Genomic DNA, 19,940 nt, shown 5'->3' with positions numbered 1-19,940 from the left:
GCACAGAAAAAGCCACCGAAGTGGCTTTTTGTTTCAACAAAACCTTAGGTTATAGGTCTTGGATGTTCTCGGCTTCTAGTTCTTGGAAGTAACGTAGAGTCTTCACTTTTAGCTCTTGTTGAGCTGGCTCATCAGCAACGATGATAGCTTTACGGTGCATTTGTAGCGCTGTAACCGTCCACATGTGGTTTACAGAACCTTCGATAGCAACCTGTAGAGCTTGTGCCTTGTTGTGACCCATAGTCAGGATCATGACTTCTTCAGCGTCTAGTAGAGTCGCAACACCGATAGTTAGTGCGTATTTTGGCACTTGGTTGATGTCGTTGTCGAAGAAGCGAGAGTTCGCGATGCGCGTCTCTTCAGTTAGCGTCTTGATACGAGTACGAGAAGCTAGAGAAGAACCAGGTTCGTTGAATGCGATGTGACCGTCGATGCCGATACCGCCCATGAACAGGTTGATTTTGCCGTATGAACGGATTTTTTCTTCGTATGCAGCACAGTGAGCATCGATGTCTTCTGCTTGGCCGTCTAGTAGGTTGATGTTCTCTTCTTGAATATCAACGTGGTTGAAGAAGTTTGTGTACATGAAAGTACGGTAAGACTCAGGGTGGTTAGGAGCGATGCCTACGTACTCATCCATGTTGAAAGTAACAACGTTTTTAAAGCTAACTTCACCTGCTTTGTATAGTGCAATTAACTCTTTGTAAGTCGTTAGTGGTGTGCCACCGGTAGGTAGACCAAGAACGAATGGACGATCAGCTGTTGGGTTGAATGCTTTGATGGCATCAACGATGTGACGAGCTGCCCATTTACCTACTTGTGCCGCGTTGTTTAAAGGAATAAGTCTCATTTTTTTAGCCCCTAAGATAAATAATTTATAGTGTGCTGAAACATTAATTCGCATTATAAAATAAGTGATCTATTTCTGCCATTGTTTTAGGTCAAATTTTTAGATTTTTAATGATATATGTGACACTAAGTGTCAAACTTGCATAGTATTCACGGGGATAATTATTATCGTTAAACAAGCTTCATCTGCTTGTCATAAAAGGCTTTTTTGAGAATGTTATGAGTGGGAATTAGCGGATAATTCACAGGTTAGAAAAATGGATGATTTTTTGAATGGAAGGTTAAATCAAATTAATCGGTATTCAAACTCGAAGGAAAATCGTAGATGTGAACAACCCTGACAGCAAATTATTGTACGCTATCATTATGAAACTTATAAAAATATTGTTAAGGTGTCTTGATTCGCTAAATTTTTAGATGTTGTGTTAACAAGTAAGCTCAAGGCGTAGATACACCTTGAGCTCAGAAGATTAATCTTCCAACACCAACTCGTTGTCGTACTCTTCTCTTGGCACTTCACCACGTTTGCAGCCATTAAGAGTGTGGAAGCGACGACGTCCACGAGCAAGTTGGATGTATTTTAACCAAACACGCTCTAACTTAGACTTCGCCTTGTGAGGGTGCGATAACACTTTTACAAAGTGTTTTTCTTCAGCGTTGATCGGTGCAAGTTCACCGGACTCAAGTGCTAACATGGTATCACCAAACAAGGTTAGGATTTCTTCTTCGACAAGAGTAAAATCACCTGACTTAGCAAACCCTCTTGGGAATTTGGTGGTGTCATAAAAACGTTTTTTTCCGTGTCGGAATTCGGTCTCAGACATAACAGCCTCAGTAATGTGGTTGGATTGAAATTAGTGTTTTGTTGCTCATGCGAACATATTGTTAAAAGGTAAAAATGGAAAACAAAACATTTTTTCCCTCACGATAAACAATCCTAGATCCGCTAGTTAGCAGATTTATTACAGAGATGTATTTGATGGATGTGAAAGTATTTAGAACCTTTCTAGAGGTCGCAAGGGTGCGCCACTTTGGTCGTGCCGCTGAAAACTTGTATTTAACTCAAGCAGCTGTGAGTGCCCGTATCAAGCAACTTGAAGGCTATTTTGATACTCAGCTTTTTATTCGTGATCGCAACAATATAAAGTTGACGTCCTCTGGCGAGCGTTTAATTGGCTACGCAGAAGTTATGGTCTCTACACTTCAACAGGCTAAGTTTGAGCTCTCATTGGAAAGTGGTAAGGCGCTGCAATTGACCTTGGGCGGTACCCCTAATATTTGGGATGCGTACTTGCAAAATTGTTTGAGTGTGGTTACTGACTCGTTCGGTGGCTACGGCTTCATGGCTGAAGTCATGGGTCGTGAGCAGCTCAACCGTAATCTGCTGGAGCGTACGCTAGATATGGCTTTTGCGTTTGATCAGATTAAAGCTGAAGAGCTGAATTGTAAAAAGGTTGCGGATTTAGTCTTAGTATTGGTATCGACAGAGCCTGACGATCTTGAAAGCGTGTTTCAAGGCAAATATGTGTATGTCGATTGGGGGACTCGCTTTGGTTCTGAACATGCGGATCGCCACCCTAAAGTTTCTGCACCATACTTGCGTACATCGACAGCGCGTATTGCTTTGGATTTTATTTTGGAAAAAGGCGGCAGTGCTTATCTACCGGTATCTTTGGTTGAGCCTTTCATTGAATCAGGGCAGCTACATAAGGTTAAAGGCGTAGAAGATTGGTATCGCCCGATTTACCTCAGCTACCGTAAATCGAGTACCTCGGTGGATGCGATTGTGCAGGTAGAAGAACTGGTGAAAGAGATCGACCCGTCTACCGCTTACACTCTGCAGCAAGCTGCGGAGACCACGTCTGAGTAACCGTTGTCTGAGTAACCATTGTTGATTGGTGGAAACGAACAGCAAGATTAAATGCATAAAATAATGGCTCTCGGTTGAGAGCCATTATAGTTTTAAGCCTTTGAAGGCGAGTGACACATGCGAGATGTCATAAATTCATTAGGTTCTCAATGGACTCTTCCAGCGAGTGAGACAGGAAAGAGTGGATTTGATGACCGTCAGTCGCATCAATCTCAATCATTGAAATGCCGTTTTCGGAAGTGCCTTCTAGAAAACCGAGAGATTGTTCAACAGACTGACAGGTGAGAACTTGCTTGTTCTTAAGAACAATGCGACAGGTGTGCAGATCCATAGCCAATTATCCTTGTTGGTTCAGCCATCCTTGGCATCTTAGGCGCCCAAGTGAGAGCTGTGACGTTGCGAGAGAAACCTTTTCTTACTTCTAAGATTAGTCCAACTTTGTCAAAAGCAAATTAAAAAATTAAATTTAATACATATTCACTTCCGAAAGTGGCTAGCGTTCATTCGGCTTGTGGATACACTTTCTTTATTCACTTGACGTTATGGATTTTAAAAGGCACATGGAAGGCAACATTCATCGATACAGCGGCCTCAGCCGCGAGCAGTGTCAACAAGCCCGTCTTGCTAGAGACGCGCGCTTTGATGGTCTGTTTTTCATTGCTGTAAAGACGACAGGCATATTTTGTCGTCCAATCTGTCCGGCTTCGCCACCTAAAGAGCAAAATGTTGAGTATTTCTCAAACCAAGCGCAAGCGCTGCGAGCGGGTTATCGTCCCTGTTTGCGCTGCCGCCCAGATAGCGCTCCTTTTTCGCCAGCATGGAAAGGCGTAGAAACCACTTTTTTGCGGGCACTTAAGCTTATTGAAGATGGCGAATTGGCTGAAGGGAGCAGTGTTGCTTTGTGCCAACGTTTGGGTATCTCTGATCGTTACCTACGAAGCTTGTTTAGCAAATATATGGGGGTCTCGCCAAAACAGTACGCCATCTATAACCAGCTTATGTTCGCGAAGCAGCTGTTACATAACAGTCAGATGAGTATTACCGACATCGGTTTTGCATGTGGATTTAAGAGTACGCGCCGTTTCAATGATGCTTTTGTGAAGGTGATGAAGCTTTCGCCATCGCAGATTCGAAAATCTGGTGCTGAAAAAAGCTCAACTAACACGGTGCGTTTGCCTGTTAAAGGCGCTGTGAATTGGCCTCATATGCTTAACTTTTATCGCAAGCGTATGATTGAGGGTGTCGAAGAGGTGGGAGATGATTATTACCAACGCACGGTGACCATCAATGATGCTACCGCTAAGTTTTGCATTCGTTGCGTTAACAGCAACAAGCAAGCTGGCAGTTTTCTGGAAGTAGAGTTTGAACTTAGCCAGATGAATCAGTTGCGTAACCTTATCCGCCAAATACGTCGTATGTTCGATCTTGATGTCGATATCAACCAAGTTGAAGCGCACCTAGGTAAGGTAGATTCTACTCTTGTTAAAGAATCGGGTATTCGTATCCCCGGTGTTTGGTCACCTTGGGAAGCGGGTGTGCGTGCGATTTTAGGGCAGCAAGTTTCGGTCAAAGCCGCTATCGGTCAATTGAATTTACTGGCCAAACAGCTGTCACCGAAAGACGGAGTTCTCTACTTTCCAACTCCTGAACAAGTGTTGCACGCAGACATCAGCTTTTTAAGAATGCCACAGAGTCGCAAAGACACTTTGCACCGATTTGCTATGTATATGGTTGAAAACCCGCATCAACACCCAAGCAAATGGCTGGCTCTGAAAGGAATAGGACCATGGACAGTGCAATATGCCTTGTTGAGAGGTTTGAGTGAACCGGATCACCTACTCACTGGCGATTTGATCGTAAAGAAATTTATCGATCAACATGTCAGTATAACAGCAAACAAGGTATCACCGTGGGGCAGCTATGCGACCTTCCATTGTTGGAGCCATTTCTAAACTTGTCAGTCATTCCCGATACTAGGATAAAAAACAATGATTAAACGATTTACTTACTACTCGAGTCCGCTAGGTGTTGTGACGATACAAGGCTGTGAGGAGGGATTATTGGGTGTTTGGTTTGAAACCTATACCACGAAGCCAGAAGACCTTGGTCAACAAGATGATACCTTTGCGCTGTTTGCAGAAACTAAGCGTCAGCTCGATGATTACTTTTCTGGGAAACTGAACCATTTCTCACTACCTATCGCGGCAGAGGGAACGCCATTTCAGCAGTCAGTTTGGCAAGCCTTGACGCGTATTCCTTTTGGTGAAACATGGAGTTACCAACAACTTGCGGATGAGATTGGTAACCCCAAAGCGGTAAGAGCGGTTGGGTTGGCTAACGGAAAAAATCCAATTTCTATTATAGTGCCTTGTCATCGCGTGATTGGTAAAAACGGTAAACTGACAGGCTATGCTGGAGGCATAGAGAGAAAATCAGCATTGCTCCGATTAGAAGGTATTTTATCAATAAGTTGAATAAATACTCTTATTGTTTTCTGGTGTTTCAATAGTTCACTGCTTATCATTTATAAATTAGGAAAAATATATAAAAGTAGAAAGCCTCTATGAACCGACAAATGATTACGGCGATTGGGTGTAGCAGTGTTTTGTTGACTGGATGTTTGAGCGAAACGACCAAGCCATTTGAGGTCCCTCAACTGATCCTTTTCAGCGGTATATATGAAAACCCAGATAACGAAAGTTATTTGATCTTTGAATCAGGGAAAGTACGTTATCAAACAGTGGATACCAGCATCACGCGTGACTACAGCGTTGATGATGACTTGATCAGTATTGAGCTCAACTCCGCGAGTAGCAAAATGGGGCCTGGGTTAGTCATGCGCATCCATAATGACGGCAAAAAATTGACCTGCAACGGCTGTCCAGGCCTACAGTTGAGTAACGTTTGGACACGCGTCCCCGAACCGCGACAGTAATTCGCCGAGTGATCTTGAATCACTTCGGCGATGATTTCCGTTTCAAGCCCCTCAAGGTGCCTGTTCATTGCCAATAATCGACTAAATTTGGTGTCAAAACAGACTCGAGTTCATCATGAGATGCACGAAAATGCTCAATGCATAACCAATCGCGATAACAGGCATCCACTTAAGGTGACCAAAGAAGGTATATTTTCCGTGAGCTGCTCCCATCAAGGCTACACCTGCGGCGCTACCAATTGAGAGCAAGCTCCCTCCAACGCCCGCTGTTAATGTGATAAGAAGCCAGTTACCGATCGACATTGTTGGCTCCATAGAGAGCACCGCAAACATCACCGGAATGTTATCTACGATTGCAGATAGTACTCCCACCATGATGTTGGCCCAAACTGGGTTCCATTGGCTGTACATGACGCCAGAAGCTAATTCTAAGTATCCAAGTAGACTCAACCCGCCGACACACATTACAACGCCATAGAAGAACAGCAGAGTATCCCACTCTGCGTGTGAAACACGTCGGAATACATCAAAGGGAACCACTGAGCCCAAGCGCTTCAGTGCCGCTTCGTCGTGGTTGGCGATTGCCATCGCTTTTTTCTTGGCTAACGATTTAGGAAGGGTTTTTCGGAGGAAGAAGCCAAAGAACTGCAGATAAGCCAGTCCCATCATCATGCCAATGACTGGAGGGAAATGAATGACGGCGTGGAAGGCAACCGCAGTAGCGATTGTCATGATGAATAGAAATACAATTCGCTTGGCACCGCGTTTGAGCTCCACGTGCTGGTGGACTGTGTCTGGCTGTGTGGTCGGAACAAAATAAGACATGATCAACGCGGGCGCGAGATAGTTGACCGCTGATGGAATAAACAGCGGCATAAATTCGGAGAAGCTCACGTAGCCCGCTTGCCAGACCATCAGAGTCGTTATGTCACCAAATGGACTAAATGCGCCTCCTGCATTGGCAGCAATGACGATGTTAACGCAGGCGAGGTTAACAAACTTCGGATTCGAACCTGCAACTTTCAGAACCACAGCACACATGAGCAAAGCCGTGGTGAGGTTATCGGCAATTGGAGAGATGAAGAACGACAAAATACCCGTGAGCCAAAACAGTGAACGGTAGTTAAAGCCTTTGCCTACCATCCAAGCTTGCAGTGCATCAAACAGGCGTCGCTCCTCCATCGCACTGATGTAGGTCATAGCCACTAATAAGAACAGTAACAGTTCCGCGTACTCCAACAGGTTATGCTCTAATGCTTGTTGAGCTACCTCGATTTGTTGGTAATTCTGGTAGGTTAAGCCAATCGCAATCCAAATAAGGCCAGCCGCGAGCAGAACAGGTTTGGATTTTCTCAGCTGAAGGTATTCCTCCATCATTACAAACACATAAGCGATGACAAAAATGGCAAGACAGAGATAGCCGATGAAAGATTGCGTGAGGTCGAGCGAATGAACCGCACCTATCTCACTGGCAAAAGATAATGAAGGAAGAATCGCGAATAGAAAGGCGAAAACCTTTGTGTTTGCCATAATTTACGCTCCATGTGGTTGGCCGAATCAGTACGCGTAAAAGCGTAGACCCAATTATTGGAGCGTAGTGTGATAGAACTCTAATTAATTCAAATGGTTAATGTTTGAAGTCATAAAAAGAAAACCCCGTTTGGCATACACCAAACGGGGTCTGTTCTTTTACGTAGCCATCCTGCTACCAACGTTGTATCTTATTTGTTATTAAATAAGGTAACGTATGCTCCCTGCATCGTTCCTTGACTTGGTTAACTCCATTAACCTATCCAATTCATCGCCTTCCTAGCGGTGTCCTTGATCTTATCATCCTGATAAGTAACTCATCCTAGAGTGCGACTTCCTTGCTGATAACGCTTCCTGTGTTATCAAATCTTCTTCCTGAAGATACCTAATCCGTTAGGTTTTTCCTGTTCCTGCCAACTCCCTGTCGACAATTCAATTAAACACGTTAGTGATGTTACTCGCAATGGAGAAAATTGATAATTTAGCTCAATAAATAGGAAGAATTGTGCGCGGAACATTAGAAAACAATAAGTTGAGTTTGTGTTTTGAGTATATTCTGCGAAGCTTATTTGAGATCTCTTACAGTGGCTGTAAGAGATCTCTTACAAACCGACGAGCAAACTTGATACTCCTTTAAGTTGCTCATTATTGATTGTTATCGCTTAGGAAAAGGAAACACCATGGTTACAGCGTTATATGCCTCTTTACTCGCCCTTATTATGCTTTGGTTAGCCATTGAAGTGATCAAGCAGAGAAGGAAGAATCAGGTCGCCCATGCAGATGGTGGTGTTGAATCGCTGCAAATCGCTCGCTCTGCGCAGAGTAATGCGATGGACTATATCCCGATAACTGTGATTCTAATGGCATTGTTAGAGTTCAATGGTGCCAATGTGTGGTTGATTCATATTATCGGTATCGCTTTTATCGTCGGTCGTATTATTCACGGTAAAAGTATTCTGGCGCGTAGTCTAAAAGGCAGAAAGCGAGGCATGTATTTAACCTTTGGCAGCATGGTGTCTCTGGTTGTCCTAAACTTGATTTATCTTCCATTTGATAAACTCATGTAAGGATTGCCATGGCGTTACGCCTACCTCCACCATGGATGATTGTCTTAACTGGCTTGGCTTTGATTCTTGCTCGCGACTTGGCGAGGCGTAATTAAAGCATTGGCTGGTAAATTCTCTGACGACTGAAAATAACACGCTATTGGCTTAAGTTGGGGTGCTGTTTCCCTTGGTACTTTGGCAACTGACGTTTGAGTTTTTGAAAGGTGCTAAAGGCGTTGTTTGCCGACAAGCGATTCATTAGCCAATCAGGTAATATGCCCCCGGCGTTTGCATAAGCTATGTAGTTGATGTGTGTGAAGCCGTTAGTGAGAGGTTGCAGTGTCCATACAGCGTCCACATCGCGAATGCGGATATAGCCAGACTCTTTTGCAAGGTAGTTCGACGCGTCTTTAATAGTCAGAGTAAATTGACCCTCTTCCACTTCATATTTGGAGTAGGTCACCATGTCTCTATCTCGGGCTGGCCATGGGGCTTTGAATTGGGTATAGACAATGTTTTCGTTGGCAGAGATCTGCATCAGCACTTCAGTGTGGGACACATTATCGATCCAGTTGGGCACGTTATCGCTGTCTTCAAGTAATAGCAGGAAACCGGAGTAGCTGGTCTCGACTTGCATTTGAGCTCGTATTTCTACCAAGCCATTGCCGTGGTCGCGTTTATGGATTGTTATCCCATCGTCACTTTTTACAAAAGTCCAAGGAGTGGCAAAAACAAGTGTTGAATAGGTGAAAAAGCCAAGCGTAATGAGCCGCAATAGTGTCATTCTTCTTCCTGAAAAATAAAGACTTATTAAGAATGAGTATAGGATAAAATTGGATGGGAATCGCGAGCCTTTGGTCGTAGCAGTTAAAGAAAAAGGTCGTGGTTCTCTGCAAGCCACGACCTTGGTCTATCTCCATGAGTTGGCTAAGCTAGACAATGAATTAGCGAAGTAGCACACTGCGCAAAGGGCTTTTCTCAAGCACGACGACTAAGCCGAAGCTGAGAATTATCGTCATGCTGTACGTGAGAACATCCTTAGACAAGCCTGTAATACCGAGCATTCCGCAGATATTAAACATCACGATGATCAGCAGTAGATGGCTAACATAAATACCAAGCATACGGCTGGAAATAGCCTGAATCCAACGCTTGTCACCGACGGTTGGGTTTGCAAGCAACCACATAAACACGCCGATGCCCCACAGTGCCGTGCCCGCTAAGAAGTCATTGATATTGAATGCGACATCATATCCCATCAACCAAGCCGCTTCGCCAAAGTGGATTGCCATTCCTAATACGGCCATCGCGATGGATTGCATCGAAGTGAGTCGCCAACTGTTTTGTCGAATCATAAAGCCAACAGCGACTAACAGTGTGCTAAAGAAGGGACCATTGCGTGTGAAAATCGGCGCTTCCAATTCAGTCAAAGGTGCGTAACTACCCGCCAAGACGCCGTAGAGGTATAACACTAGCGCCAAAGGCAAGATCGCTTTGGTTAGCTTCATTTCGATGAGCAGTGCGAGAATCGCAACCGCACAGATGAGGGCGGGGATAAACCATAAGTGCACTAAACCCCCTTCGAATAAGCTATTCAGTGGTGTCGACATCAGGAAGCCCCAGTAGCCTTCTCGCTCGGCTAGGTAGCCAACTTCCATTACTTTACCGAGATTGAACGGCATCAATAAGCTAATGATGCTCCAAGCTAACCAAACCTTAAGCAGTGGTTTGGAATAATTTATCAAAGTTTCCCATGGCGAGCACGTAAGCTTAGGCTGAATAAGGTAACCGGAAATGAGGAAGAACAACGGTACGGCAAAACGAGCCGCTTGGTTGAGGGTATAACCTACCCATGGAACCTCATCGATTAACGCATAAGAGAGGGCCATTTGGCAGTGTAAGCCGATGATCGCCAAAATAGCGACCACACGACCTAACTCTAGGCTGGCAATATATGTAGACGATTTTGAACTAGTTGTAGACATAACAAGACTCTTAGAAAAATTTTCCAAGAAGTTAGCAGTGTTCTTGGGTCTTGCTCTAGCGTTAAATCAAAAGAGAGTCTGGTTTCTACCCAATCAAAGCCCGTTTGTTTGAAGCGACTCGCAGCTATATCAATCCAGTTGCTTTCAAAGTGAATATACCCAGCGTGCAAGTGATTAGTGACATCACTGTTGTCAGCGCAATGATATTGGCTGCTAAGGTTGAGTTTCCCCCCATTGCGCGCGCCATCACATAGCTTGCGGCGGCGGTTGGGGCTGAACTCATAAGGAAGATCAGTCCCAGCTCTTGCTCTTTAAAGCCAAAAAGTAGTGCCGCGAGAGTAATAGCGAGTGGAGCCAGTACCAATTTATAGCTAGTGGCAAACCAAGTGGAGGTTTGGTCTTTCTTTAGAGAGCCAATATCTAACGACCCACCAGTACATAAAAGGGCGAGCGGCAGCGTCATGTTGGCAAAGTACTGACCCGCATCAGACACCATTTTGGGAACGGGAATCGCCAATGCATAGAACACGACTCCAAGCAAGATAGCGATGATCAAAGGGTTCTTGGTCAGGGTTTTTACGATAACTTGTACCGCTTGTTGGCCGGACTCTTGGCCTTTTGGTGTCAGAGCGACTACGGCTTGAATGTTATACAGCACAGTTAAAGAAGCGACATAAATTGCAGCCAGTGCAACGCCATCATTACCGTAAATATTCGCTACGTAGGCTAAACCTATGATGGCGGTGTTCGCTCTAAAGCCCCCTTGCACGATGACACCTTGATCTTTTGGTTCTGCAAAAGCTAGGCGAGTGGACAGCGTAGTAAATAGGAAGAACAGAAAGTTTGCGACGACTCCGAACACCACGAGCTTACCGCTGGCAGCGAAATCGTGATCAGATTGAACGATACTCAAGAACAACATCGCTGGAAGGGTGACTTGGAAAACCACTTTTGAGGCGACGTCGATAAAGTTCTCATTGATCAACCCAACACGTTTGAGCATGACACCGAGTACCAACATCAGACAGATAGGCCCAGTGATCGAGGCTGAAAACGCGAATTGTTGCCAAAGTGAAGTCATATGCAGTCCTTGCAAGAGGTTGTAAAAAGAGCAAACGCAGCAGTAAGCGACGATGAAATAAACGCATTGATAACTTTGCATTTTTCCACAAACATCGGCAACAAAGAAATCAAATTTTGAGCAGAAGCAAAATAATAATTGCAAAAAAGAACGAACGTGCTAAAAATGACAGGTCTCAATTTGATGTGATGAATGATGAGTAAAGGAAAAATTACAAAAGAGCATATATTAAGTCATGCATTTGCTTTGGCGAGCGAGAATGGTTTGGAGAGTCTGACCATCGGCGAGCTGGCGAAGCAATGCGGCATGTCGAAAAGTGGTCTTTTTGCTCATTTCAATTCTAAAGAGAACATGCAGTTAGCGGTACTTGAATACTCGAATCAAGTGTTCACTGAACGCGTCATCATGCCCGCCCGTGAGTTAGGTGATGGTGATATTGAGGTGAAACTCAAACAGTTACTCGACAACTGGCTTGGTTGGAATCACTCTTTTCAAGGCAGTTGTATGTTTATTGATGCATGGAAAGATGTAGGTAGTGATAAGTCGGTTATCCAGCAAGCATTGCAGAAATCGATAGCGGTTTGGATTGACTACCTGACGATTCAGATAACCAAAGCTATCGATAATCAGCAATTTCGAGCCGACTTGAAACCTAAACAGGCCATCTTTGAGTTGTATGGCTTGTATTTAAGCGCGAATTTATTTTACTCGCTGCACGGCCAACAGGCGAGCCACAGCCATTTTTGGAGTGGGGTAGAGCGCTTAATCTCGAGTTGGAAGCGCTAAATCGTGACGGTAAGTCGTTAAAAAAGAATACAGACAAACTGGCACCTAGTGTACGGGTGCCATTTTTTAAAACAACAAAAAGCACGGTCGTTCTTTTTCGACTGAGCTTACAGGCCAACTCATTTTAGAGTGGACAAAAGGAACGGTCATGAGTGACAAAATTTATTTCAACACCTCGACAAAATTCAGCATTAAACGCAGCCTGATTGGTGCGACAACTAACTTGCACTACATTATTGCCCCAGGCCACGCCAAGAAAACCGCGCGTAAGCTGCTACTGACGCCTGTGCGTTCAGAGCCGAAAAACAGCGAGCCACAAGGTTTGATTAAAGGTGAAGTTGCAACCCGCGACGGTGTGCTAAAAACCTATACACTTGGTAGTGGCCCTGTTTGGGTTCTGACGCATGGTTGGTCGGGTACGGCAAGTCAGTTTTACCCTCTAATGGAACACATTGCGGCCAAAGGCTTTACCGCGCTTGCTTACGATCACCCAGCTCATGGTGGTAGTGATGGTGTTTATGGTCACATCCCTGCATTTGTGAACGGTTTGGAAGCCATTCTAGATACCATAGAAGACGTTGCTGGTTTAGTCGGACACAGTATGGGTACCGCTTCGGCTCTGGAGTGCAAACACGCGAAGCTTGAGAGCAAACCACTGCTTCTGATAGCACCAGTACTGGATTACCTAGACAACTTGTTCGGCAGCGTGGCTCGTTCTGGTTACTCAATGAAACTGTTTGAAGCTGTGGTGGGTGAAGTTGAAGAGCAGTTTAACTACCCAATCCAATCGGTTGACCCTTACGGCAAACTGGCGCTTCGTCAATCGAATACGATCATCGTGCACGATGAAAAAGATAAGTTCACCAAGTACTCAGTCTCTGAGCGCGCTGCAAACGAGATGGAGCGAGTGACTTTGGTGACCACGCAAGGTCAAGGACATGGTCGAGTGATGAAGTGCCCACAAGTCTTTGAAAGCTTCGACGCATTGATTTGATCGCGTCGTTCTAGATAAATGTTAGAAGAAGGCCAATCTGCAATGACATTGGCCTTTGGTTTTAATTAGGTCTAGGTTTTAATTGAGCCTAGGTTTTAGCTGAACTTGGGTTTTAAATGATCTTAGTTAGCGCAGCTTGCTGGGCCAATTTCTTTCCAAACACCCCATTGGCCAGATTGTGAAGGATCGTCTCCTTTGGTCCACCATTTCGCTTCCCAAAGCGTATTGCCTTGAGTCACTTGGTCGCCACCATTGTAGATAGTGTCCGCATCCCAAGCATTGCTACATGTGCCACCGCCCGTCGTTTTCTTAAGAATCTTCACCGAAGCTGAAGCCACAGAGGTTTCGGTTCCATCGCTGACAGTAACAGAGAAGTTCAGCAGTGTGTCTTGAGTGTACTCAGCGGCAACGAAACTTACAGAGGCACCTTGTACCGTTGCATTAAGCTCTGATGGTATATCCCAAGTGAAGCTCAATGCGTCGTTGTCTGCATCGGTTGAGCCCGAAGCATCCACGACCACAACATCGCCAGCATTGACTTCAGCCGGTGCGTAGATAGCAGCGACCGGAGCTGTGTTAACTGGCACAGTGTTCTTCGGTGTCACTGTTACAACCACAGTGTCTGTCGAGGTTGCGCCTTCATTGTCCGTTACCGTTAGGCTGAACGTCAGTGTTTCTTGTTGAGCGACTTCAGCAACATCGAAGCTTGCAACAGCGGCATTAGCGTTAGCCAGTGTTACTGCTGTGCCGCTCACTTGAGACCAAGCGTAACTCGCAATGGTGCCATCGCTGTCTTTTGAAGCGCTGCCATCTAGAGAAACAGAAGCTGGACCTTCAACTGATTGGTCTGCACCTGCCGATGCGGTTGGTTTGCGGTTAACTGGGTTTGTCGTACCGCCAGCTAAGCCTTCGTGCATCGCATTTAAGATATCTCCATTGTCTGCATCAATCTCCCAAGAGAATAGACCAGCTAAGCCAAGGCTACGCACATAAGCCCCTTTCGCTTTCACAGAGCGGTCGTCATCAAAGGTGATCAGCTGGCCTGAGGTACGGTTCCAGACGTAAGGTGCTTCCGCTTGTTCGTCATAGCCGTACTCAAAGCCATTAATGCCTTGATTGTTTGCCCCAAGCATATTGGCTTTAATACCTTTGTAGTCGATGACGCCATCTTCCCACACACCTTGTGCAGTGCTGCCCTTAAGCTTACCGTTACCCACGCCTGTCATTGGATCTGTCGGATCGCTCAGAGTCGATGGAAGTACACCTTTCCAACCTCGACCATACATTGCTGTACCAACCACCAACTTGTTTGCAGGCACGCCCTGAGCCAGTAGTAACTGAATACCATTGTCTGTGGTGTAGGCTGGTCCTTTGTACGGTTCGCCATTTTCATCAATGCCACTGCCATCACATTGGCCAGGACGCATGAAGTTACCGCAGTTGAGTGCCGTTTGATGACCTAGCACGTTGTTCCAGCCGCCGTAGAAGTCGTAGGTCATTGCGAAGATGTAATCCATGTACTGAATCGCTTCGCCGTAGTTCACGTCTTCGATTTTGTCATAACCAACCCCAATCGCAGATGTGAGCTCATAGGTACGGCCAGTTTCAGCTTCGAGCTCGTCTAGCATTGCACGCAGCTCAGCCATTAAAGCGATGTAAGCAGGACCATCGTTCACTGGGTCTCCCAAATCAGCTGCAGCACCGCCACCACCTGGGAATTCCCAATCGATATCAACACCGTCGTAGAACTTCCAGGTGTTTAAGAATTTTTTAACAGAAGCGACGAAAGTGTCTCGGTTGGCTTTGGTCGTAAAATCAAAGAAAGGATCAGACAGAGTCCAGCCACCGATAGAAGGGATGATTTTCAAGTCTGGATTGCGCTGTTTCAAAGCCATCATCATCGCGTAGTTGCCTTTGATAGGCGTGCTGTATTCATGGCCCGCCTGGTTAAAGCTTTTTTGGAAGGCAGCCCAAGGGTCGTGAATTACAACTTCATAATCATTGACGCCTTTACACGCTGTCATGAGCGCGTTGAAGCTGTTGCCACCGACGGATTTCACTGACTCATTCGGACCACAGATTGGGATAAAGCCGTAAAGGATGTGGGTCAGATTATCAGCAGGTATGTTGTCGACAGTATAGTCTCGACCATAAATGCCCCATTCAACAAAGTAAGTACCCACTACCGTATTGGAATCAGTGTTGTAAGTCTTATTGTTTGGGTCGATGTTCATAGTGAGTGGAGCAAGGTGAGAACCATCGGTATCGGCAATGGTGATTTGTGCTGGTGCACTTTTGCTACATCCTGTCGCGTCACAAGCCTCAATTTCCATTTGATATAAGCCACCTTGGCCGTATTCAAATGACGCGGTGGTTTGACTGCCGGTGATCGCGCCCGTCGCCACTTTTACGCCATCAAAATAGATGTTGTACGTGTCGCCAGAGGTGCCACTCCATTGGTTAAACTTAACCGCTATCTTGGCTTTGTCGTGGTATTTAACCATGTCGTTGTAGCCAGAGGTGGTCTCCATCGCAAGTTCAATCTTAGAGAACTGCAGGTTATTGGAACCATACATATCAATGCTTGGTGCGGTAGGTGCGGCCAGTGCGGTGCCTGATAGCGCTAGTGCTATGGCGGTCGCACACGTGTTTAAACGAATCATATTTTTTCTCACTCCTTGAATGTGGTTGAAGTACACGCTGATCGGTTAAATCGGTTGCTACTTCATGTCAGCCCTTAAGGTGGGGCGTCGAGTTCAGTATTCGAGAGAGTTTTAATTTCATAAGTGAAAATAAATCCGTTTTCGATGGACAACGAAAAAATCACAACTTGTTACAAAGTTGTTGCGCAGTGGGTGAGAGGTTGAGTCCATGTTTTATAAAATCACCACTGCTAGTGGAAAAGTCTTATAGGCGGGTTTTTACGACATGACGTGGTGCAATTTTTTGATATTGCATATTTTTATGTTGATAAGTGGAAGCGGTGTAGTATTTTTTGAAGCCACTCTTTTTAGAGGAGTAGGTAAGAAATGACTTATTTTCTGAATTGTTCGGCCAATGAAGCACGTCTTTGCTGCACTGCGCTGCTATTTAGAGGGATAGCCGTGTGTTCATAGCCCTCCTTTACAAACTGCTGTGTAGGAATATTTGGGACCAAGCGTTTAAGCTGAGGCGAATCGTAGGTGCCACTTATCGCATACACGGTTTCTCCAGAGCCGGTGTTGATGGTGATGGTTTTGCCATTGAACTTGAAGTTGGTACTGATCAGGCGGTGGTTCATCACCACCCCTTGCTCTGATAGCGAGAGGATATCGGTGTCATAAGGAGGCGCACCTACCTCAATCCATGTGCCGTAGACATTGCTTGGATCGATGAATTTCTGATGCGTTTGATAAGCGGTATAACTGGCAAAGACGGCTACGATAAGGCCAGCCAATAAAAGCAGGTAAAACAGCGCCTGTGTTAATAAATCCCTACTTTTAAAATCCTTTTTTCCCATTTTTACCGCTGTTTTCTTCATATTACAAAAGACAATTTTATTTATTGGATATGCAGTTTGCAATGAGAGTTGTCAAAGTTAGAAGCAGGATCCACATTGCGAAGTAAACTCGTATTTCGAGTTAACATCGGCTTGGTATTTAACACAATGTTATTGTGAGTTGATTGAACACTCAAAAGCACTAACTTATGACGATTAATTGCTTGTAGGAAACGGATGAATTCGTTAAAACAATCAAGCACGTAATTTTGGTGATGAGGCATTTTATAAGCTCACACCGTTCTGAATAAAGACAAGGAAGTACAATGATTAAAGAAAATACCTATTTCGATGGTGGCGTTAAGTCTCTTGGTTTTTCACAAGAGGGTGAAGATGTTAGTGTAGGTGTGATGCAAGCGGGTGAGTTTACGTTTGGTACTGCTGCCCCAGAAAGAATGACAGTAGTAAAAGGTGCACTAACGATTAAGCGTGTAGGTGAAGATGATTGGTCGACGTTTAAATCGGGTGATTCGTTTGAAGTGGCAGGTGACTCTTCTTTCGACGTTAAGGTTGAAGAAGCAACAGCTTACCTTTGTGAGTACCTGTAATATCATGGGTTGCTAAACACTTTTAGCGACTAAAAAAAGCCACGCTCTGAATGAGCGTGGCGAACTAGTGAACGATATTCTTGGCAGTGGATAACGTCACGTTTTAGTAGCCTTCCAACGAGAAGACAAAATTCTTAATAGGTTTCAAAGACGCCATTATTAAAGTCATGGATAGTTTGTTCGATCTCTTCCATGCTATTCATTACAAACGGTCCGTAGTGAACAACGGGCTCATTAATGGGCTCTCCTGAAAAAATCAGCACACCAGACTCTTTTTTCGCTTTTATCTCCAGAGTGTCAGCCTTGCTCAATAACGCCAATTGTCCTGCAACTAAAGTTTGTGAGCCTAACTCAACCAAACCTTTATAAACATAAACGAATGCATTGTGGTGGCGTTCTGTGGTCAGTCTTGCTACTTGGCCCAATTGTGCGCGCCAGTCACTAATAGTAAGTGGTACGCCTGTGGTTTGTAACGGCCCGCTTAACGGAGTGCCTTCAATTGATGTGTTGCCGGCAATAAGACGCAACAGTCCGACTTTTTCGCTGCGGAATTCCGTTACCGTGTCACTTTGAAAGTCATGGTACTGAGCGGGTTTCATCTTGTTGCGAGCGGGTTGGTTTATCCAAATTTGGAACCCATGCAGAGAACCCTCTTCCATCATCGGCATTTCACTGTGAATCACCCCGCGACCAGCTGCCATCCATTGAGCTCCGCCACTACGAAGCTCACCAACATTACCCATATGGTCTTTGTGCTGGAAGTGACCTTGAAGCATGTAAGTCAGTGTTTCAATACCTCGGTGAGGGTGAGGAGGAAAGCCACCTACGTAATCTTTACTCTCGTCGGATTTGAGTTCATCAACCATCAAGAAGGGAGAAAAGTTGGCGTTGTTAAAACCTGCTACTCGTTGGATCTTCACACCATCGCCGTCAGACGTTGCTTGTGCACCTATGATTTGGGTAATACGTCGATTTTCCATGGTTGTTATCTCCAAACGTTTCAATACTCATAGTTTAAGCAGGAAGCATTACTTCAAACAGAGTGCAAAATTGAAGGGCTTGTTTGAAAAATTTGAACAAGTGAACACTGAACTGTTATTCGCAGTGTGAGTTAGCGATTTTGACCAGTCATTGGCACTATTACTTATAGGCAGCAATGAGGTGATAAGGAGCTAAAAGGCCGTTTTAAACGTTACTTGCACTGCATAAATGTGATAATCGCATACTTGAATATCAGAAAATTCGTGATTACTGACTATACTTACAATAGGGATGGTCTAGTCAAGGAGGCGACGATGGCTGTGCGATCTAAACACAACGATAGAAGTGGCCGAGTTGGTTTTGAGAACGACTTCACCACAGATCAACGTCAGCGTTTTACTGAGGTAGCAAACGCGGCGTGTCGACGCAGAAAAAAGAAAGAAGAACTCGATAGACCTTTCTTTCTGTCTGCGAAAAACGCGGCTCTGAACTCCGTTTTAAAGCCCAAAAAAATGAGCCCGAGTAAACAGCGCCAAGTTATTTGGATAGTGATTATTGGACTTATCAGCTTATGGGCTATGTATATGGCTGGCTAGTTGGATTGTTGGTGCAAAGCAGTGACATTACTTGGTATTGACTCGATAGGTTTAGGCGGTTCAAAACGGTTCACATCTTCAATTAAAGGCGTCGTGAGATTGTCTTGATAATAAGCGAAACGGTTTTTTCCAGAGTGTTTGGCAAAGTACATTGCCTTGTCAGCACAACGCGTCAGTTCGGCAAGATCTTTAGCATCGGTTGGGTACATCGCCACTCCAATACTCAAGGTGAGTTTACCTATTTGGTTATTAGTAAGGTTCTCGTTATCAAACAAGCCACTGATTCTATGTAAAATACCATCCAAGTCCTGCTTGCTTCTTACATCATAAAGCATCAACACAAACTCGTCGCCAGCGAAACGGGCAATCGAGTAATCATGCTTATGAGTCGATCTGTCTTTGGTGCGAACATTATTCTTTAGACGCTGAGCGAAATGTTGTAACACACTGTCACCAACATCATGCCCGAAGCTGTCATTGATGGTCTTAAAGTTATCAATATCTAGAAACACTAAAGCAGTGACGCTGTTGTTGGTATTGACGGTGTTCAGCTTTTCAATCGCCCATCGTTCAAAACTCCAACGGTTAGCGAGCCCTGTGAGCTGGTCTCTATAGGCGAGGTCTTCAATCCCCTCTTGGTATAGACGCTGAATATAGCCAACAGCCTTAGTGAAGTAGTATGAAGAGACATGACACACGGCACTCATGGTCACCAGGCTCAGAGAAAAGCGGTGAGTGCTGTTAAACGGTAGAACGAATTTATGGGGTATCAATGCCGCCAAACCACCAAGAAATAGTAAGAAGGAGGCACTGAGAATTAAACCCATGCGAAATTCGTTAATGAAGATCACTGCGGCCAGAATCGGATAGAGCCAAAGCATTCGCTCTGGAATGGTTCCGCTGTAGAGAAACAGCACCACGCCTTGAATCAGCAACACACAGCTCAACAAAATCTCACAATAGTGGGGTTCTTGAACTTTCTTGATATAGATGGCGTTAATGACAGCAATAACGGCGAACATCATTTCAAAGACGGAAAGGGTGTAATAGCCATCTTGGAAATAAGCCCAAGTGTAGAAAATGAATAACGCTGCCGAGATAAGTGAAAAGGAGTAAACGATTTTCTGCTTTCGAGTCGAACGAATATCAGCCATCTCTTCTAAGTGTCTTCCGACCAACTTGTTCATTTTATGTGCCGTAG

General features: G+C 44.9%; 21 protein-coding genes. 10 read left to right on the top strand and 11 right to left on the bottom strand.

Annotated features, from left to right (window positions below; all coding sequences use genetic code 11):
- Window positions 1–49 precede the first annotated feature (49 nt).
- Both nagB and vsple_RS17800 read right to left on the bottom strand, forming a co-directional pair.
- Entirely contained in the window at window positions 50–850 is an 801-nt protein-coding gene (gene nagB / locus vsple_RS17805; protein WP_261883254.1) for a glucosamine-6-phosphate deaminase, read from the bottom strand.
- 469 nt (window positions 851–1,319) lie between these two features.
- Window positions 1,320–1,673 carry a MaoP family protein gene (locus vsple_RS17800; protein WP_255232329.1) on the bottom strand — a complete coding sequence of 118 codons (354 nt, stop codon included), beginning with the start codon at window positions 1,671–1,673 and terminating at the stop codon, window positions 1,320–1,322.
- 155 nt (window positions 1,674–1,828) lie between these two features.
- On the opposite strand from vsple_RS17800, the gene vsple_RS17795 reads away from it, so the two are divergent.
- Entirely contained in the window at window positions 1,829–2,719 is an 891-nt protein-coding gene (locus vsple_RS17795) for a LysR family transcriptional regulator (RefSeq protein WP_255232330.1), read from the top strand.
- Between the two features lie 127 nt (window positions 2,720–2,846).
- On the opposite strand, the gene vsple_RS17790 is transcribed toward vsple_RS17795, so the two are convergent.
- Window positions 2,847–3,050 (bottom strand): hypothetical protein, encoded by a 204-nt coding sequence (locus tag vsple_RS17790; protein ID WP_255232331.1) that lies wholly within the window; start codon window positions 3,048–3,050, stop codon window positions 2,847–2,849.
- A gap of 229 nt (window positions 3,051–3,279) precedes the next feature.
- Between vsple_RS17790 and vsple_RS17785 the strand changes: the two genes are divergently transcribed.
- The 3 genes from vsple_RS17785 (at window position 3,280) to vsple_RS17775 (ending at window position 5,654) form a co-directional block, all read left to right on the top strand.
- Complete coding sequence (locus vsple_RS17785; RefSeq protein ID WP_261883253.1) at window positions 3,280–4,671, top strand: DNA-3-methyladenine glycosylase 2 family protein; 1,392 nt, start codon at window positions 3,280–3,282, stop codon at window positions 4,669–4,671.
- A 36-nt stretch (window positions 4,672–4,707) separates the two neighbouring features.
- Window positions 4,708–5,193: a methylated-DNA--[protein]-cysteine S-methyltransferase gene (locus vsple_RS17780; RefSeq protein ID WP_255232333.1), complete on the top strand. Its 486-nt coding sequence runs from the start codon at window positions 4,708–4,710 to the stop codon at window positions 5,191–5,193.
- A gap of 89 nt (window positions 5,194–5,282) precedes the next feature.
- Complete coding sequence (locus tag vsple_RS17775) at window positions 5,283–5,654, top strand: hypothetical protein (RefSeq protein WP_261883252.1); 372 nt, start codon at window positions 5,283–5,285, stop codon at window positions 5,652–5,654.
- A 93-nt stretch (window positions 5,655–5,747) separates the two neighbouring features.
- Here vsple_RS17775 and nhaD read toward each other — a convergent pair whose 3' ends face one another.
- Window positions 5,748–7,184: a sodium:proton antiporter NhaD gene (gene nhaD / locus vsple_RS17770; protein WP_261883251.1), complete on the bottom strand. Its 1,437-nt coding sequence runs from the start codon at window positions 7,182–7,184 to the stop codon at window positions 5,748–5,750.
- A 680-nt stretch (window positions 7,185–7,864) separates the two neighbouring features.
- Between nhaD and vsple_RS17765 the strand changes: the two genes are divergently transcribed.
- Window positions 7,865–8,251: an MAPEG family protein gene (locus vsple_RS17765; protein ID WP_261883250.1), complete on the top strand. Its 387-nt coding sequence runs from the start codon at window positions 7,865–7,867 to the stop codon at window positions 8,249–8,251.
- Between the two features lie 136 nt (window positions 8,252–8,387).
- On the opposite strand, the gene vsple_RS17760 is transcribed toward vsple_RS17765, so the two are convergent.
- A complete protein-coding gene (locus vsple_RS17760) occupies window positions 8,388–9,014 on the bottom strand; it encodes an START domain-containing protein (protein WP_261883249.1) in 627 nt (208 codons plus the stop codon).
- Window positions 9,015–9,063: 49 nt separating this feature from the next.
- Between vsple_RS17760 and vsple_RS17755 the strand changes: the two genes are divergently transcribed.
- On the top strand, window positions 9,064–9,186 hold the full coding sequence (locus vsple_RS17755) for a hypothetical protein (RefSeq protein WP_261883248.1): 123 nt from the start codon (window positions 9,064–9,066) through the stop codon (window positions 9,184–9,186).
- Here vsple_RS17755 and vsple_RS17750 read toward each other — a convergent pair.
- Both vsple_RS17750 and vsple_RS17745 read right to left on the bottom strand, forming a co-directional pair.
- A complete protein-coding gene (locus vsple_RS17750) occupies window positions 9,175–10,215 on the bottom strand; it encodes an acyltransferase (protein ID WP_261883247.1) in 1,041 nt (346 codons plus the stop codon). The two genes, vsple_RS17755 and vsple_RS17750, sit on opposite strands and share 12 nt — an antisense overlap.
- Window positions 10,216–10,339: 124 nt before the next feature.
- A complete protein-coding gene (locus vsple_RS17745; protein ID WP_261883246.1) occupies window positions 10,340–11,296 on the bottom strand; it encodes an AEC family transporter in 957 nt (318 codons plus the stop codon).
- A gap of 195 nt (window positions 11,297–11,491) precedes the next feature.
- Between vsple_RS17745 and vsple_RS17740 the strand changes: the two genes are divergently transcribed.
- Both vsple_RS17740 and vsple_RS17735 read left to right on the top strand, forming a co-directional pair.
- Window positions 11,492–12,082, top strand: a complete 591-nt coding sequence (locus vsple_RS17740; RefSeq protein WP_255232817.1) for a TetR/AcrR family transcriptional regulator — start codon at window positions 11,492–11,494, stop codon at window positions 12,080–12,082.
- A gap of 148 nt (window positions 12,083–12,230) precedes the next feature.
- Window positions 12,231–13,076, top strand: coding sequence for an alpha/beta hydrolase (locus vsple_RS17735; protein WP_261883245.1), 846 nt, complete (start codon window positions 12,231–12,233; stop codon window positions 13,074–13,076).
- A gap of 122 nt (window positions 13,077–13,198) precedes the next feature.
- Here the strand turns inward: vsple_RS17735 and vsple_RS17730 are convergent, their stop codons facing one another.
- Entirely contained in the window at window positions 13,199–15,739 is a 2,541-nt protein-coding gene (locus tag vsple_RS17730) for a glycosyl hydrolase family 18 protein (protein ID WP_261883244.1), read from the bottom strand.
- Window positions 15,740–16,110: 371 nt separating this feature from the next.
- On the bottom strand, window positions 16,111–16,575 hold the full coding sequence (locus vsple_RS17725; protein WP_338116321.1) for a DUF2850 domain-containing protein: 465 nt from the start codon (window positions 16,573–16,575) through the stop codon (window positions 16,111–16,113).
- A gap of 305 nt (window positions 16,576–16,880) precedes the next feature.
- Here vsple_RS17725 and ppnP point away from each other — a divergent pair, with 305 nt between their 5' ends.
- A complete protein-coding gene (gene ppnP / locus vsple_RS17720; protein ID WP_255232345.1) occupies window positions 16,881–17,162 on the top strand; it encodes a pyrimidine/purine nucleoside phosphorylase in 282 nt (93 codons plus the stop codon).
- Between the two features lie 134 nt (window positions 17,163–17,296).
- Here the strand turns inward: ppnP and vsple_RS17715 are convergent, their stop codons facing one another.
- Window positions 17,297–18,142 carry a pirin family protein gene (locus tag vsple_RS17715; RefSeq protein ID WP_420833807.1) on the bottom strand — a complete coding sequence of 282 codons (846 nt, stop codon included), beginning with the start codon at window positions 18,140–18,142 and terminating at the stop codon, window positions 17,297–17,299.
- 315 nt (window positions 18,143–18,457) lie between these two features.
- On the opposite strand from vsple_RS17715, the gene vsple_RS17710 reads away from it, so the two are divergent.
- Entirely contained in the window at window positions 18,458–18,739 is a 282-nt protein-coding gene (locus vsple_RS17710) for a hypothetical protein (RefSeq protein ID WP_261883242.1), read from the top strand.
- Here vsple_RS17710 and vsple_RS17705 read toward each other — a convergent pair.
- Window positions 18,736–19,893, bottom strand: coding sequence for a GGDEF domain-containing protein (locus vsple_RS17705; RefSeq protein ID WP_261884007.1), 1,158 nt, complete (start codon window positions 19,891–19,893; stop codon window positions 18,736–18,738). The genes vsple_RS17710 and vsple_RS17705 overlap by 4 nt on opposite strands.
- Between the last annotated feature and the right edge of the window lie 47 nt (window positions 19,894–19,940).

The sequence above is a fragment of the Vibrio pelagius genome, assembly GCF_024347575.1.
Taxonomy (GTDB): Bacteria; Pseudomonadota; Gammaproteobacteria; order Enterobacterales; family Vibrionaceae; genus Vibrio; species Vibrio pelagius.
This window is presented reverse-complemented; position numbering and strand designations above follow the sequence as displayed.